The organism is Amycolatopsis regifaucium, assembly GCF_001613935.1.
GTDB lineage: Bacteria > Actinomycetota > Actinomycetes > Mycobacteriales > Pseudonocardiaceae > Amycolatopsis > Amycolatopsis regifaucium.
Genome location: NZ_LQCI01000029.1, coordinates 1 through 17,446, shown reverse-complemented (window position 1 = coordinate 17,446; position 17,446 = coordinate 1). Strand labels below are relative to the sequence as shown.

The window sequence follows — 17,446 nt, the reverse complement described above, 5'->3', positions numbered from 1 at the left end:
TCAGTGGCGCGTGGCTTCAGGCTGCGCGCGTTACCCATGATCTTCCTGATGTTGGCCGGTGTCGTCGTGGTGACGGCGAGTCCGCCGAAAAGTTCACTGCCTGCGGCGGTGGTCCCTGTTGCGGAGGCGCCGGATGCCGCTAGTGCGTTCGCGGCGGCGCGGTTGCAGGGCTCGCCGGTCGGGGTGGCTGATCAGACCGCTGAGGCGAAGAAGGTGCTGGCGAACCCTGACGGGACGTTGACGGCGCAGTTGTCGCCGCAGCCTGTGCGGGTCCGTAAGGCCGACGGTTGGGTTCCTGTCGATACGACACTGGCGTCCGTGCCGGACGGCACGGTGAGGCCGAAGGCCGCTGTAGCCGATGTGGCGTTTTCCGCGGGTGGAGCCAAGGGTCCGCTGGTGCGATTCTCGCGTAACGGTAAGAGCATCGCGTTGCGGTGGCCGGGCTCGTTGCCGAAGCCTGAACTCGAGGGCAACAAGGCGAGGTACCGGGAGGTACTACCTGGCGTCGACTTGGAGATGCAGGCAGAAGCCGAGGGCTACAACCAGCGTTTCGTGGTCAAGACTCCAGATGCGGGGCGTAACCCCGCGTTGTCGTCGATCAAGCTCGCGCTTGAGACGGAGGGTGTGCAGCTCACGTCGGAGGGAACCGGCCGGGTTCAGGCCGTCGATGACACCGGGCAGAAGATTTTCGTCGCACCGGCTGCGACAATGTGGGACGCCAGAGGGCGCGAGAGCACGAGCACACCGGTCGAGGTCGCGATCGATCGCTCCTCGATGACGTTGACGCCGAATGCCGCGATGCTGGCGAGTCCGGGCACGCGGTACCCGGTGGTGGTCGACCCGGACATGCGGTCGCCAGGACAGAGTATGTGGGCGAAGGTGTTCCGCGGCTACCCGAACGACTCCTACGTCAACGGTACGGGTGACGGAGACGCCTGGGCGAAGGTCGGTAAATGTACCTGGAGTGAATGCGGCAGTATCGACCTCGCTCGTACTTACTTCCAGTTCGACACGGCATTCCTCGCCGGAAAAGAAATCAAGACGGTCAATTTCAACACGGCCGTGGTACACGGTCCGAACTGTGACCCGAAGGAACACCAGCTCTTTATCGCGAGGGACAACATTTGGTGGGGCACGACCTGGAACAACGCACCCGGTGGTGATCATGTTTCCACCGTGTGGGTGCCCAGCAACTGGAACTCCTGCTCGGGAAACAAGCCGGTTGGGTTCCCGGTCGGTCTCTACATCAACCCGAACGGTTCTTCGACCTACTTCCTGCAAGCGAAGTCGGAGACCGACTCGAGCGCGTGGCGCAAGTACGACGTTCCGAGCACGATCCTGCAGATCACCTACAACACGAAGCCGAACCCGCCGTACGACATGAAGACCGATCCGCCGCTGCCCGCCCCGTGTCGCTGGTGTGAGGGGGTGCCGTATGTCGGAGACCCATCGATCCGGCTGTTGAGCAGGTTGTCCGACCCGGACGCCAACGACCAGCTCCGCCCGGTCTGGGACATCTACGGCGGCGCTCCGGACCAGCGCGCTCCGGCGATCTACCAGGCATCGGGTGCCTATCACAGTACTGATGTCGATCTGACGAAGCGGAATGGGCAACGTGTCACGTGGACGGTGTGGGGTCACGATTCCGCGGATGGCGGTGATTGGCGGAATGGGCCTGGTCCGTTCATCGTCGATCAGACGGGTATCGGCAACAAGCCGACGGTGACAGCGCCCCTCTACAAGGCGGACAATGCTTGGCACGGTGGTGTCGGCGTGCCGGACGTGTTCGAGTTCGATGCGAGCGACGCGACCACCAAGGTCACGGATGTCGACCACTACCTGTACGGCTGGACGGATCCACCGACGACGCCGATCGACGCCATCGCGCTCGGCGGTAAGGCTTACGCGAAGCTGACCCCGCCTGGTGACGGGCCGAGGGATCTGTTCGTGCAGAGTGTCGACCGTGCCGGGCATCGCAGTCCGACGCAGACACACCACTTCTACGTGCGAGCGGGTAACGGCCCGTTGGCGCAATGGTCGTTGGAAGGCAACACGAAGGACACCGCCACCCTCGGGTTCCGCGACGCGACGCTGTACGGCGGGCCCGTCTATGTGCCGGGCAGTACCGGGTCAGGTCTCAAGCTGGATGGTGTCGACGACTACGTGACGGCACCGATTTCGACGAGCACGTACCCCAGTTTCTCCTTCTCGGGCTGGGTCAATCTCGCGGAGAAGAAGCCGGGCTGGTCGACATTGCTGAGCCAGAACGCGTCGACGACGGCGATGGTGAAGCTCGGGCACACGGGCACCGCGACCGATCGCTGGGCGTTGGAGTTCCGGCCTGGTAACGACCCGGCTACGGCGCCGACGACGGTGTCGTCGCTCACCGCGGCGCAGACGAACACGTGGACTCATCTCGCCGGTGTCTACGACTCCGGGGCACAGCAGATCCGGCTGTATGTCAACGGTGACCTCCAAGGCAGTACGGCATGGAAGTCCCCGTGGCCCGCGACGCATGAATTCGCGGTCGGTCGCGCGATCGTCAACGGCGTCGGGAAGGACTACCTGGCCGGTGCGGTCGACGAGATCCGCACCTATGACCGGGTGCTCACCGATGCCGAGGTCAAGTCCGCGGTCACCCGCGACAACGTCACCGCCGGCTATTGGAATCTCGACGACGCGGACGGGACGACCGCACGCAACGCCGCCTCGGGCGGTGAGATGGCGGTGCTCCAGCCCGGCGCCAGGTTCGCTCCCCAGGGCGCGGTCAATGGTGCGGCCACTTTCGATGGGGTCAAGGGCTTCGCGGCGACGTCGGGGCCGGTGGTGCGGACCGATCAGAGTTACGCGATCACCGCCTGGGTGAAACCGGACAAGGTCGCCGATATGACCGCCGTTTCCCAGGACGGCACGACGGTGAGCGGTTTCTACCTCAAGCAGAACAACGGTTCCTGGGTCTTCGGCGTGCACCCGGGTGACGCCATCGGTGGAACGGCGACGGAGGTCAGGTCCGGGGCGAACACGGTGCAGACCGTGCCGTGGACACACCTGGCCGGCGTGTACAACGCGACCGCCAAAACCCTCACGCTCATGGTCAACGGGAAGCAGGTCGCGAGCACCCCGGCCCCGGCGACGCCGTGGCACGCCACCGGCCCCTTCGCCATCGGACGAGGGAAGTACGGGACGCCGCTCGGTTACTGGTCCGGTGGGATCGACGAGGTGCGCGCCTACAGCCGCACGCTCGACCTCGCGGAGATCCAGGGCATCGTCGCCCAGAACAACGTCTCCGCCGCCTCCTGGAAACTCGATGGCGACGCGCAAGACACGTCAGGCGCGGTGAACCCGAGCCACGGCACAGCGCGGAATGGCGCCCAGTGGATTGCCGGGCAGACCAGCTACCCGGATCAGGCTGATCTCGCGGTGAACCTGGACGGCATCGACGACTACGTCAGCGCGAAGGCGCCGATCGACAGCAGCATGAGCTTTTCCGTCGCCGCCTGGGTGAAGATGACCAACAAAACCCCAGGTTGGGGTGCTGTGGTGAGCCAGAGCGGGCAAAACGTGTCCGCGTTCAACCTCGGCTACACCGGCGCGAGCGACGACCGGTGGGCGTTCGCGATGCACGGCCCCGACAGCACCGCGCCGACCGCGGTTGTCCGCGCACGCTCGGCGCAGCCGGTCCAAACAGGAGTCTGGACACACCTCGCCGCGAACTACGACAGCAACAGCGGCGAGATGCAGTTGTATGTGAACGGCACCTTGTCCGGGACAGCGACGTTCACCACGCGCTGGAACGCGACCGCCGAGTTCGACATCGGTCGCGGCAGATGGGCGGGCAACTGGTTGGACGCGTTCGGTGGTGCGGTCGACGACGTCAAGGTCTACAGCCGCACCTTGTTCACCGACGAGATCCGCACCATGTCCGGGCAGGACCTCACCCTGGTCCACAACTGGCAGCTCGACGAATCCAGCGGCACCAAGGTCGCCGACTCCACCGGCTCCCGCACCGGAACACTCGAGCCGGGAACGCAGTTCGCGCCCGGCCGGGTCGGGAACGCCGTCCAGTTCGACGGAAAAACCGGCGCTGTCGGTACCACCGGTGTCGACCTGCGAACCGACGAGAGCTTCAGCGCGTCGGCGTGGGTCTACATGGACCGTAAATCCGACATCGTCTCCAAGCTCACGGCTCTGAGCATCGACGGCGAGCGGACCAGCAAGTTCCGGCTCGGGCACGTCGCCGATGAGATGAACGCGACCTGCTTTGGTGGCGAATTCGAGAATCCGAACGCCTGCGGCAAGTGGGTGTTCGAGATGGCGGAGACCGACACGGACAACGCCGTCGCGAGAGCAGCGGTGCCGACTTTTCCCGCCGAGATCAATTCCTGGGTGCACCTGGCTGGTACTTATGACCGGCAGAGCAGGAAAATCTGGCTTTATGTCAACGGACAACGTGTCGGTGACGGGACTCTGAACGGGCGCTGGCAGGCGTCCGGCGCTGCTCAGATCGGACGAGGTCTGACCGCGGACAAGCCGAGCCAGTTCTGGACCGGCAAGGTAGACGATGCCCGTCTCTACACGTCAGCGCTTGACAGGGACAGGATGGCGGGGCTGTACAAGTCGTATCCCGCCGCGGACGGCGGCCCTGCGACCTTGCCGGCTGCTGACGCCGCTTACTGGCGTTTCGATGAGAAGGCCGGTCAGACGGCCCAGGATGTCAGCGGCCAAGGGAAGAACGCGACGCTCAAGGGCGGGGCGGGCTGGACCGATGGGATGATCGGGCCGGCGGTGTGGCTGGACGGGACGACCGGCTACGCGGAAACGACCGGGGAGGTCATCGACACCACGAAGAGCTTCTCGGTCTCGGCGTGGGCGCACTTGACCAAAACCGACAACGGCTACTACAGCGTCTTCGGTCAGGACGGCAACAGAGTCAGTGCCTTCCTCGTCCAGTACGACGGCGGCACGAAGAAATGGCGTGCCGTGGTGCCCAGTGCCGATCAGAACGACCCACCGGCGGCGTCGCTCTTGTCGGCCCAACCCGCGGTCCTCAACGCATGGACCCAGCTTGCCGTGGTCTACGACGCCCAGTTCCGGCAGCTCAAGCTCTACGTGAACGGTGTCCAGTCCGCGATTCAGGTCGGAGTCACCTCGATCCCGTCCGCTGGGCCGTTCACGATCGGCCGGGCCCGCTGGAACGGGAACAACAACAATTTCTTCTCCAGGGGCATCGACGACGTCCGCGTCTTCTCCAAGGCGCTCAGTGACGGGGAAGTCCGCAAGGTGCACGACGAACTACCTCGTGGAGACGGTGGCGCTTGGCGGTTCGACAACGGAACCGGCAAGGATTACAGCTGGCGCGGCAACGCCGTCGTCCCGACTGGCGGCGCGTCCTTCGCGCCGGGTGTGAGCGGTACCGCGATCAAGCTGAACGGCACCGATGGGCAGGCGACCGCGCCCGAGCGAGGTCTGGCTATGGAGGACAGTTTCACCGTGTCCGCGTGGGCCAACCTCTCTCGTACCGATCAGGTCGCGACCGTGCTATCCCAGGACGGCGCGCGGATGAGCGGCTTCACAATCCAGTACCGGCCGGAAGCCGGGCGGTGGACGTTCGGTACGACCGCCCAGGACGTCGACGCGTCACCGGTGTCCTACGTCAGCTCGTTCGACCCGGCGGTCGTGAACCGGTGGACACATCTCACCGGCGTCTACGATCAGGCCGCTCGTCAGCTCCGGCTGTATGTCGACGGGCAGTTCGCGGGCAAGAAGGACGGTGTCGTCCTCTGGCAGGCGAACGGGTCCTTCGCCATTGGCCGCGGCAAGACCAACGGCAAGTCCGCCGAGTTCTTCCCCGGCATGATCGACGAGGTCTACGCCCACTACGGCATGGCCAATGAAGCGGCCATCCGAACCTACGGCACCTTCCCCGCACCCGACGGCGGCCAGCTGGGCAGCTATGTCGACGGGGCAGGACGCAAGCGAACGGCGAGCACGAGTGTCACACCCGCGGCCGGTTACCGGTTCGACGGGAGCCTGGGCATGCTGATCGACGGCGCCCAGCCCAACACTCGTGTGCTGTACTCCTGCCAATCCGGCACGGACTTCTTCACCTCGACCGACGCGGCCTGCGAAGGCAAGACCAAGATCGGTGAGATCGGCTCCGTCTACACCCAGCAGCCGACCAACATCCCCACGATCCCGGTCTACCGGTGCACCTCGTCGACTGGGCATTTCGACAGCCGCCAGGCCGACTGCGGGGGCGCGACCCAGGAATCACTCCTCGGCTACACCCTCGCCTACGCGCCACTCGTGCGGTACTACAACAACGCCGCCTACGACCACCTCAGCACCACACAAGCGGCCCGGCCCGGGTACTACGCCGAGTTCCGGCACGGGTACCTGCCGCTGCTTCCGCAGACCGGGACACAGCCGCTGACCGCGTGCGTGAACGACGCGGACCAGTTCGTGTCACTCGACACGAACTGTGAGGGCAAAACCGTCATCGGTTCGCTTGGCCAGCTTTGGACTCAGCGGCCGGACGGGCCGGATGTCCAGGTTCTCTACCGATGCGGCAGCAGCAGTGTCGAATCGATGACCAACACCAGCGACAACTGCGGCGCCATGGGCAACGACCGTTCGCTCGGCTACGTCATCACCACGCTTCCTCAAGTCCAGCCCGTCTTCGCCGCGCCGAGCAGCGGAGTCACGGCAGGGCGCGAACCAACATCGTCGACGGGAACCGGCGGCGGGTAGACCGCCGCTCGGGAATCAGCGAACCGATCGACCACAGCCACTTGAGGCGCTCCTGGATCACTGGCAGAGCCTCACTGCGTCCAGCCTGGAGAACTGATGCGACAGAAGTCGTCTACACGCCGCACGTCGAGAGCCCTTACCGTGGCGTTGATCTGCTCGCTGGTCGTGACCGGCGTCAGCACCTCGCAAGTCGCGAACGCGGCCAATGGCTGGAGTGTCGACTCACCGGCAGTCAACTCGACTCCGGTGACAAAGCAGACCATGCAGGGGCGAAACCTCGACGAAGCGAGCCTCAAAGCGCTCACCGGGAACCAGCCCACCGGTTCCACCACACCTGACGGAGGAGGTACCAGCAGCGCGACGTCCCTGTCGCCAACGGCGACATGGGATGTGTCGAAACAGACCGGCGACTTCACTTGGTCCTACCCGCTGCGTGTGCCGCCCGCGCCCGGTGATCTGCAGCCCAACCTGGCGTTGTCCTATAACTCCTCGACGGTTGACGGACGTACGAGCGCCACAAACAACCAGGCGTCGTGGGTCGGCGACGGCTGGGACCTGCACCCGGGTTTCGTCGAACGCACCTACGGCAGTTGCCAGGACGACAAGGAAGGCGGAACCACCCCACCGAAGGTCGGTGACCTCTGCTGGAAGAGTGACAACGCCACCGCCGTCTACAACGGGTCCGGCGGCATGCTGATCCATGACACCGACAAGAAGGTGTGGCGGCAGAAGAGCGACAACGGCTCCCGTATCGAGCACCTCACCGGCGCCGCGAACGGCGCTCGTGACGGCGAGTACTGGAAGATCACCACTGTTGACGGCACTCAGTACTTCTTCGGGTCCGCTCCGGCGTCGAAGTCGACCTGGACCGTGCCCGTCTACGGTGATGACGTCGGCGAACCTTGCCATGCGGTGGACAACAAGTTCGACAACTCGGCCTGTGTCCAGGCCTACCGCTGGAACCTGGACAAGGTCGTCGACCGGCACGGCAACCTGATCCTCTACAGCTACGACATCGAGACCAACAACTACGGGCAGAACGTCAAAGACACCGCAGTCTCCTACGTCCGTGGTGGGACGCTCAAGGAGATCCAGTACGGCCTGCGTGAAGGTGACCCGGCTCCCGCTGCCGGGAAAGTGACCTTCGTGACCGAGGAGCGATGTGTCCCCGGTAGCCTGTGCACGCTCGACAAGCCCGAGAACTTTCCCGATGTCGCCCTGGCCGACCGGTGTGACGGACCCACGTGCAAGGACCACTACAGCCCCACGTTCTGGTCGACCAAACGCCTCGCGAAGATCACCACCCAGGTCCGCGCGGGCACCGGCTACACCGACGTCGACAGCTGGACTCTCGAGCAGCAGTTCCCGAACCCCGACGACGGCAACAAAGCCGCTCTCTGGCTCAAATCCATCACACACACCGGCCACGTCGGCACGCCCATCACGCTGCCTAAGGTCACGTTCGAAGGCAAGAAACTCCCGAACCGGGTCGTGAAAGACGACGGTGTCGGCTATCTCAACCGGTACCGGCTCTCCGCCATCGTCTCCGAAGCCGGTGGCGTCACCACCGTCAACTACGCACCCGCCGACTGCTCCGCCACGTCTTTGCCGGACAAGCCGGAAACCAACACCAAACGCTGTTTCCCAGTGACGTGGACCAAACGGGATTTCGCCGAACGCACCGACTACTTCCACAAGTACGTCGTCGGTTCCGTCGTCCAGTCCGATTGGATGAGCACCAGTTCCGAACAGGTCACCAACTACGAGTACCCGGAGGGCGCGGCGTGGCACTACACCACTTCCGAGTTCGCGCCTGAAAAGGACAAGACCTGGAACGAGTTCCGCGGCTTCGGCAAGGTTATCGTCCGCACCGGTAAACCCGACAACCCCAGCGGGCCGACCAGCTACAGCGAAACCCGGTACTTCCGCGGCATGCACGGGGACAAGCTCCCCAACAACGGAACACGACCCGTCAGCCTCCCGGACAGCGAAGGCGGATCCCACGTCGACGAGGACTGGCTTCAGGGACTGGAGCTGGAAAGCCTCACCAAGAACGGCGAGGCCGGCGCTGTCGTCGGCAAAACGATCACCGAACCCAGCTGGCAAGGCCCGACCGCGACGCGCGGGGTATACAAGGCCTACATCGTCCGAACCGGAACGCAGCGCTCCTTCACCGCCCTGGCCGCAGGTGGCTGGCGAACCACCAAAACCACCACGGACTACGACCCCAACGGCCTGCCGACCAAGGTCAACGACCTCGGTGACCTCAACGTCACCGGGGACGAGCGCTGCACGAACACGACCTACGCCCAGAACACCGACCGGTGGCTGCTGAATTTCCCGTCGCGGGTCGAGACCCTCTCGACGGTGTGCGGGTTCCTGCCGGTCTATCCGCGGGACACCATCTCCGACGTCCGGTCGTCCTACGACACGCTCGCACCCGGCGTCCCGCCCACGGTGGGTGACGTCACGCTGGCTGAAGAGGTCGACGGGTACAACGGGTTCACGCCGGTTTACCGTCCCGTCGCGAAGACCAAACGCGATGTCCATGGGCGCGCGATCGAAATCACCGACGCCGACGGCAACACCGCCACCTCCACCTACACCCCGGTCACCAGCGGGCCGGTAACCCAGCTTGTCACCGCCAACGCTCTGGGACACAAGACGACGACCGTCTACGAGCCGGCCTGGGGATCTGCGCGGACGATCACCGACCCCAACAACCGGGTCATGGAGATCAGCTACGACGCGCTCGGCCGCAAAGCCGAAGTCTGGCAGCCCAACCGGCCTCGGCCAGACCATCCCACCGAACCCAGCGCGCGCTTCACCTACGAAGTCCGGAACAACGCGCCGAGCTCGATCACCTCGATGCGGTTCGGCCCCAACAGCAACTACGTCACCTCGACCACCATCCTCGACGGTCTCTACCGAACCCGGCAGGTCCAGGCGCCGGCACCTGGCGGGGGGAGGCTGCTGGTCGACACGCGCTACGACTCGCAGGGGCGCGCCTACAAGACGACACAGCCGTTCTACAACGACCAACCAGTCGACACCTCTCTTTGGGTGGCCAGCGACACCGAAGTACCCGGTCTGACCGTCACGGAGTTCGACGGCGCGGGCCGTGCGATCGCCTCCACTTACCGAGGCGGCGACAAAAACTGGCGTACCAGCACGACCTACGGCGGTGACTCGGTCAGCGTCACACCGCCGGAAGGCGGCAGCGCGACCACCACGATCACCGACGCCCGCGGCCGAACCCGCGCTCTCCGGCAGTACCATGGCGCTCAACCGACCGGCGACAACTACGACGAAACCAAGTACGACTACACCAACTCGGACAAACTCGCCGCGCTCACCGACTCCAGTGGTAGCCGCTGGTCCTACACCTACGACATCCACGGCTCCCTGATCCGCACCGACGATCCCGACCGCGGCGCCACCACCTACGTCTACAACAAGCTGAACCAGCAGATTTCGAGTACCGACGCACGCAATGTCACACTCGCGTTCCGCTACGACAAACTCGGGCGCAAGACCGGTGTCTTCAAAGACAACCTCACCGGAACCAAACTCAGCGAATGGGCCTACGACTCCGCGTACAAGGGCGTCGGACAGCTCGCGTCGTCCACGCGCTGGGTCGACGGCAACGCCTACGTCAACAAGGTCAACGTCTACGGGCCGCTGTACCAGCCGACGACGACGTCCATCATCATCCCGCCGAGCGAGGGCCCGAAGCTGGCCGGCACCTATCAGTCGTTCTTTCAGTACAAGGACGACGGAAGCCTCGGCGGTACCGGAATCCCGAAGGCCGGAGACCTGCTGGCCGAAAGCATGCTCTACACCTATGACGACCTCGGGAAGCCGCTCACTACCGAAGGCAGCTGGAACGGACCCGTCTATCAAGACTACGTCTCCGCGACCGACTACACCCGCTACGGCGAGCCTCAGCGGATCCAGCTCGGCGGTGAGAGCAGTACCTCCACTGACGGAAAACGGGCCTGGCTCTCCTACTACTACGACACCAACACCCGCAGGCTCGACCGCACCATCGTCGACGCCGAAGTCCCGCAGCCGATGCAGACCGACACCCGCTACAGCTACAACCCCGCAGGCAACATCACCGCGATCTCCAACGCCCCGATCGGGCAACCCGCGGACAAGCAATGCTTCGGCTACGACTACCTCCAACGCCTCACCGAAGCATGGACACCCGCCAACACCGACTGCGGCGCTCCTCGAGCGGCCAACGCCCTCGGTGGTCCTGCTCCATACTGGCAGTCCTACGCCTACGACAAGTCCGGAAACCGGATCGGCGACACCCAGCACCTCGTCGGAGGTGACGTCACCCGCAAGTACAGCTACGCCGCGCCCGGCACACCGAGGCCCCACCTGCTAAATGCCGTCACCTCGGAGGGGCCTGCAGGTACCAAGACGGCCCAGTACACCTACGACGAACTGGGCAATACCAAGGCTCGCCCCGGCACGTCCGGACAGCAAGCACTGGACTGGAACGTCGAGAACAGGCTCGAGAAGGTCACCGACGGCACAGCCGACACGACCTTCCTCTACGACGCCGACGGCAGCCGCCTCATCCGCCGTGACCCCACCGGCACCACCCTGTATTTGGGGCCGCAGGAGGTCCGGCTCGACAAAACGAGCGGCACCGCAACCACCACTAGGTACTACACCCACGGTGGCGCGACCATCGCGATGCGCAAGAGCGGTGCCCTGACCTGGCTCGCAGGAGACCACCAGGGCACCATCCAGGTCGCGATCAACGCCAGCGACCTCACGGTCAAGCAGCGCCGTCAAACCCCGTTCGGAGCCGAGCGCGGCCCGAGCGCCGGTATGCCGGGTGAACGTGGCTTCGTCGGGGGCACGATCGATGCCTCGGCTGGGTTGACCACCCTCGGGGCTCGAAGCTACGACGCGGACCTTGGCCGGTTCATCTCCCTAGACCCGATCATGGATCCGAGCAGCCCGCAGCAGATCAACGGCTACAGCTACTCCATCAACAACCCGATCGCTTTCAGCGACCCCTCCGGCCTTGCCCACGAGGACTCGCCCGGCTACTGCGTCGGTTGGCGCGGCGACTGCGGCATCGACCCCCGAGTCGGCAACGACATCAACGGCCACTACACGCCGGAACAGTTGGCTGATAAAGGTGTTAAAAAGGGGCAGGCTAAGTCAAATCGGAAGAACTGGGAAAGAAAAAACGCGCCGAGCTCACGAAAGCGTGATCAGGTGTTTGCCGAGTTCGACAAGGTGCTCAATATGAGCACGCTTGAATATTGGAACTTCCCAATGCCGCCGAACGTGGACCCTGATACCAATATTTGCTTCGGCAAGCTCGCTTGTGAAAAAGCGAGGAATTACCTCCTTGCGCCAGAGACTGAGAATGATGTCGAAGGTGCAAAATTAATCGCGGCTACTTATTGTGTGGACAACTTTGACGAGTGTAGTAGTGCGGAAGGGGTTGCGGAGACTATCCATAGTCTTCTCGGTGCCGCTATGGCAATCGTTGGTGCTGGCATGACTGCCGGCGGGCGCGGGTTGGCTGGTCGATCGAAGCCAGGTACGGGAACGGCAACTGGAGAGTCACTGCGCAATCTAGGCGTGGAGGACCTCACTCCTGGGCAAGCGTCTAACCTGCTTCGCTATCAGAAGAAGCTTCCCAATGCGGCCGAAGAAACCGTCATCACGGGGCTGCCTGGAGGATCCGTTACATTTCAGACGCGCGTGCCGGGAAGAGTTCCAAATTCTTATGCAGTTTATGAAAAAACTGTGAGCTTTGACGGTAAGACGACCGGCTATCTCAAGACGACGGTGCTGCCGGACGGATCGGTGGCCCACGTGAAGGATAAGATGGGCCCATGATTAACGATCTGCGGGATGGCGAGCGAGAAGAAGCGCTGCGTGACGTTGTCGAACTTCGTGCACCTCTGCGACAAGCGGTCGATCGGCTGGTGTCGTTTGGTTGGGATAGTGATAGCGAGTTGGTCGTGTTTGAGCCTAAGGACGCTGTGAATGTCCTGCAGTCCTATCTTTCGGGCGGGCTGGATGTTGCAGGTGTTCAATTATGGGCTGAAACCCTTGAAGGGCGCGACGATCTGGGCTTTCAGGCTGAGAATGGAAATATTCTAAAAGAATTTCTGTTCCAGCTTTCATCGCCGGAAATATGCGGGCCTATTTCGAATGAAATGGCGTGCCGATGGCGGGATAGTCTGCGCGAGTTTATTTGATGATTTAAATCGCAGATACTTTCAACTTCGGTTGGTGGTGAGCTTTGTTTTCGAAACGAGTGCTTAAGGCGTGGCTATTGGTGCTGACTGTGTGCGGCGCGTGCTCGAGTGAGTCGGGGAACGTGGTGGCGAATCCAGCCGGTCTGGCTTCGGTCCCGTCGTCGACCTGGACTCCAGTGATATCACCAGAGCTGATCTCTGCGGCCTGCGGCTTCCTTGGCGCCGATGAGCTTCAAAGGATCCTGGAGTCGAAGGCTGCTTACCGGTCAGTCGAGGAGAAGCCGCTTGAGGGGCAGCGGAGCATTGCCTATGGATGCGAGTTCAGTCGTGTAGATGATGGGTCTGGCGTCGGCAGCTTGATGGTGACCGCTATCAAGGGCGAAGTGGCACCGGGGAGCGCCCTCGCGGTTGCCGAGCAGAACTGTCTGAGTGAGGGACAGGCCCAGCCGTTGGCGGGCGCCGGGGAAGCGGCGATGTGGTGTCGGAACGAGGACCTCGACACGCTGGTCGTGACCGTGAAGCGAAGCCACGGCGAAGTCCGGATCGCTCACTTGACGCTTGCCGGTAGTCCAATGGCTGCCAATATCCCCGGATATGCCTCGCTGGCGCGACTTCTCGGCGGCAGACTGTAGCGCCTGAAGCGTAAGCGAGTCATCCGATCTCATCAGACCCGAGCACGGCATGGCGCTCAAATGCCTGCAGGCAAGGCTGCGAGACGCATTGGCCTGATGGGAACAACGTGTCTGAGGCAGCACAAGACGGGAGCAAGGACACGGACATGCCGTGAACGGCAGCGCTGACCCACCGCAGCCGACGCGGATCGGCTTCCGAGCGCTGCCGGCAACGTTTGTTCAGTCCACCAGGCGAATGATGCCTCGGTTCTCCGCGTATCAGGCGAGCTGGCGAATCTGCTCGTTAGTCGACTTTAGTGTTGAGAGAGTGGAGCGTCGGGGGATCACGTCGTCTCCGATTGGGCTCCGTTGCTGACGTAGAGCCCGGCACGGCCTGATACGGGCTGACACTCGGTTCGGCTACGATGTCCGCGTTGACCTGCACGAATGGTCGAAATCTAACACCTCGCGGCACTGTCTGGCACAGTGGCGGAGCGGACACTTAATCCGAAGGAACCTGCAGCTCATCAGTGGGTCCGCGTCTGAAGCACTCCAGTGTAGAACGGCCTGGTCGGGCTACGTCGCTGGAGCGGAACATGCGACCCAGTTGGCGTGGTTGCGACGGCGCGCTCCACTCCGGTGGGTGTGCCTTCGGCCGTCGCTACTTGTAGATGTCCTCGTGGCGGCCGTTGGGCCATGGCGGAGACACGAACCGGCCATTCGTTCCGGCGAACGTCATGTGGCCACGTTGTCGATATAGACAGGACGGGTGCCATCCGGTCCATCACTCAACCGTGCTTGAGGCCAGTCCGCAGGTCGACCGCGAGACGCTGTTGTCGACCTGCGGTAGATGGGGATCAGTGCGGCGTAGCACTCGAACGTAATGTCGTCGGCGGAGCCGAGGTGGTGCCTGCCGGAGCGGCAGTAATCCTCAGGTTGATCCCACGGTCGGTTAATGGCGCCCGCCTGGGTTCAAGCTGGCTGGCTTGGCGTGTCCAGGTTGGTGGGAGCATCACGTTTCGGTAGGTAGAGGCTTCCGGCGCTGCATGATCAGCGGCACGATGGCGCTGATGACCAGTGGCTTCTGGTCGATCGATGTGCATCCTGAAAGTGTCGCCCGGTCTTCGCGGATAGAGTGCCGCCCGCTGTGCATCCCGGAGGAGCCTGTCCGGGGGCACCAACAGGAACCTCACAAGCCGATCCGGCGCGCTGCGCCGGGAGGTCTTGAGGGTTCATGGGTTCGGTGATCCTTTCCGCTACCTGAGCGATCTCCGGCAGCTTGTCTGCCGGGAGCTTGATCGTGATTGTCGCATGTTCGCCGTCATCGTGAACCACGATGGCGAGCTGGACGGCTTCGAACAGCGCCCGCAGGTACGGTTCTGGCGCCTTTGCGAGATTTGTCGCGAGATAGGGAAGCGCGTCGATCAGAGGCACTTCATCGGCTGTCATCCCCCGAGGTGTTGAAGAGTCCGCCTCGTCCAGGGCGGCGATCTTCGCCTGGAGTTGTTTCTCGTCCTTGGCTAGTTCGTTGTAGCTGCCCCGCAATGCGGCCGTAAAGGGGTCGTCCGGGTCCCCTTGCTGCGCTTGCTTCAGGATCGATGATTGCTTCTTGGCGATCTCGGCGAGCTGTCGCTGGATCCGCGCTCGTTCTCCCTTGCGTTCGGTTGTGACGTGATCGTCGGCACCGGCCAGGTCGGCTTCGAGGACCGTGCGACGGTCAGGACCGAACACGCGGTCGGCGAAGAATCTGCCGACCGCGTCTAGAAGGGCGTCTTCTCGAAGGTAGAGAGCGTTCTCGTGGTCGGTGAACCTGTCCGAGCGGCCGCGGTTGTTGTTGCTGGGCCTGCAGAGGTAGTACGCCCGTTCGTGCCGCGGTACACCGACCAAACGCCTGCCACAACCATGAAACAGCCGCCCACGGAACAGATAGGTCCTGGCGGCGGCTGGATGTGTGTTCGGCGCTTCTGCGCCGCGTGACCCCTGTTTGGTCTTCCAGCCCGCGTTGATCGCGTCGTACATCCACTTCGGGATCAGTGGCTCGTGCACCGGGGCCGGCGACCAGACCCACTTGATCGGGTCGTTGTGCTTGCCTCGGCGCGATCGCGTGGCGCGTCGATTGAAGACCTGGTAGCCGGTGTACTTGGGGTTCCGCAGGATGTCGTACCCGCTTGATCTGCCCCAGACGCCGCGTGCACGTCGCTTGCCCGGAGGCTCGGGAGGCGGGTACTTGTCCAGGTCCGCGTTCAGCCGGTCGGCGACCGTATCGCAGCCGAGGCGCTCGTAGTACCGCCACAACGCGATCTGAGTGACTGTCTCGCCTTTGAGGTCGTCAGGTTCGAGTCGTGACTTCGTGTAGCCCTTGGCCGCCTTCGCTGGGTTCGGGTGTTTGAAGACTTTCGCTTTGTAGCCATGACCGGCTTGCCGATGTTCCAGCCTTCGCGCACATGGGTGCAGAGGCCGCCCCATGACTGTTCGAGGGTGTTGAGGACCTAGTACTCGGCGACCGACTGGTTGATCCGGCGTTGCAGGATGCGTTGAGCTCGGAGCCGTTGCAGCGGAACTCGTACTGAACGCCATGGTGGCCGCCGTGCCCGGCATCGTCGCCAGGGTCATTCGCGCGAGCCGGGCCGCGGTCGGGACTTTCGGCGCTCGCCGTGGGGTGACCGGAGGTGGCGTCTGTCAGAACGAAACGAACGCCGATATCCAAGCCGCTGTCATCGGGCATCTGTGGGAGCAGATTCGTTGTTACCCCCTTCGTCGACGTCACCACGTCGCCGCCACCCTGGTCTTTGATACCCAACGGTCAGCTCTTCGAGCTCTCGGTGTCGCCACCAGCCAAGCCGCCGCCGACGTCGTGAACATTGACGATGACGCGGTCTACTGCCCCTTGGCGGAGCCACAGACTGAAAAGGATGCTTCTGAACAGCTGTTGGAGCTGCTGTCGTGGGCGGTCGAGCAACAGTGGCTGGACAAGCACGAAGCGGCAATCCTCACCGCGCGGTACTTCGGCGACCAGATGGCCGGGACGGCGTGGCGACGGATCGGCAGCTCGGCGCGATGTTCGGGGTGAGCCAGCCGACAGCCACCCGCCGGAGGAACCGGGCGCTCGACACGCTGGCGACCGCTGGTCGCGAATGGCAGCAACAGCGCTAACGCGTCGGGCGGGTGCATCAAGGGTCGGTAGATCGGGGCGTGCCTTGAGCGCCGCAGCCCGCCGACCCCAGGGAGCCTCCGTGACCGGACCCCGCCCCGACCTAGCCCCAGGAGCTCCAGCGCTTCCTGGATGAGGTCGGATTCCCGGCTTGCGAAGTGCTGGACTCGCTCGCCGAGTCCGATGATCGAGAACTCCGCAAACGCCTGCATCAGGTGATGGGCATCGAGGCGCGGCCATGAAGCATCCCGCGAAACCCATCGCGCGGATGATCCCCGACGCTCGGCTGGACTCGGTCTTTCGTGGTCTAACCCGCAGGTTCGGCCGGATGTTGGGTTGGTGCGTGATCATCGCGAGCCCGTTGGCGGTGATCGTGGGCATGGTGGTTATGCAGCCGCGTACGTCCCCGAACTTCCACATGCTGCGGAGTCGTTCGGTGATGTGCAGCCGCAGGGCTGGGCTGAGATGTACGTCCGATCATGGCTCTCGTCCGGCCGTGACGACTCCACCGGAATGGAGGCCTTCTACCCGGCGGGGATGAAGTCGACTCGGGCTGTCGGGACACAGATCCCGGTCGATACGAGCACGTTGTCGGTCGTGTCGCCGCGGCCAGGTTCGTGGACAGTGATCGTCGCGACCAACTTGCTGGCTCCGTCAAGGCAGATAGGTGAGGATCAGGTCGACGAATACGG

Annotated in this window: 6 protein-coding genes and 1 pseudogene; 6 read left to right on the top strand and 1 reads right to left on the bottom strand. The window is 63.7% G+C overall.

All coding sequences use genetic code 11. The features are described 5' to 3' along the window. The first annotated feature begins 48 nt into the window (after positions 1 to 48). From AVL48_RS23570 to AVL48_RS23560, 4 genes are all read left to right on the top strand, one after another. Positions 49 to 6,750 (top strand): LamG domain-containing protein, encoded by a 6,702-nt coding sequence (locus AVL48_RS23570; RefSeq protein ID WP_169812904.1) that lies wholly within the window; start codon positions 49 to 51, stop codon positions 6,748 to 6,750. A 141-nt stretch (positions 6,751 to 6,891) separates the two neighbouring features. Next, complete coding sequence (locus tag AVL48_RS23565) at positions 6,892 to 12,627, top strand: RHS repeat-associated core domain-containing protein (RefSeq protein ID WP_061989644.1); 5,736 nt, start codon at positions 6,892 to 6,894, stop codon at positions 12,625 to 12,627. Then, positions 12,624 to 12,992 (top strand): hypothetical protein, encoded by a 369-nt coding sequence (locus AVL48_RS39130; RefSeq protein WP_143105056.1) that lies wholly within the window; start codon positions 12,624 to 12,626, stop codon positions 12,990 to 12,992. The genes AVL48_RS23565 and AVL48_RS39130 overlap by 4 nt, the downstream gene beginning before the upstream one ends. Positions 12,993 to 13,117: 125 nt before the next feature. Then, entirely contained in the window at positions 13,118 to 13,624 is a 507-nt protein-coding gene (locus AVL48_RS23560) for a hypothetical protein (RefSeq protein ID WP_143105055.1), read from the top strand. A 1,029-nt stretch (positions 13,625 to 14,653) separates the two neighbouring features. On the opposite strand, the gene AVL48_RS23555 is transcribed toward AVL48_RS23560, so the two are convergent. Next, positions 14,654 to 16,069 carry a recombinase family protein gene (locus AVL48_RS23555; RefSeq protein WP_061989640.1) on the bottom strand — a complete coding sequence of 472 codons (1,416 nt, stop codon included), beginning with the start codon at positions 16,067 to 16,069 and terminating at the stop codon, positions 14,654 to 14,656. Positions 16,070 to 16,190: 121 nt separating this feature from the next. Here AVL48_RS23555 and AVL48_RS23550 point away from each other — a divergent pair, with 121 nt between their 5' ends. Continuing rightward, positions 16,191 to 16,673: a hypothetical protein gene (locus tag AVL48_RS23550; protein ID WP_143105054.1), complete on the top strand. Its 483-nt coding sequence runs from the start codon at positions 16,191 to 16,193 to the stop codon at positions 16,671 to 16,673. 420 nt (positions 16,674 to 17,093) lie between these two features. Beyond that, positions 17,094 to 17,446 (top strand): annotated as a pseudogene (locus tag AVL48_RS39845) (hypothetical protein); the annotation flags it as partial.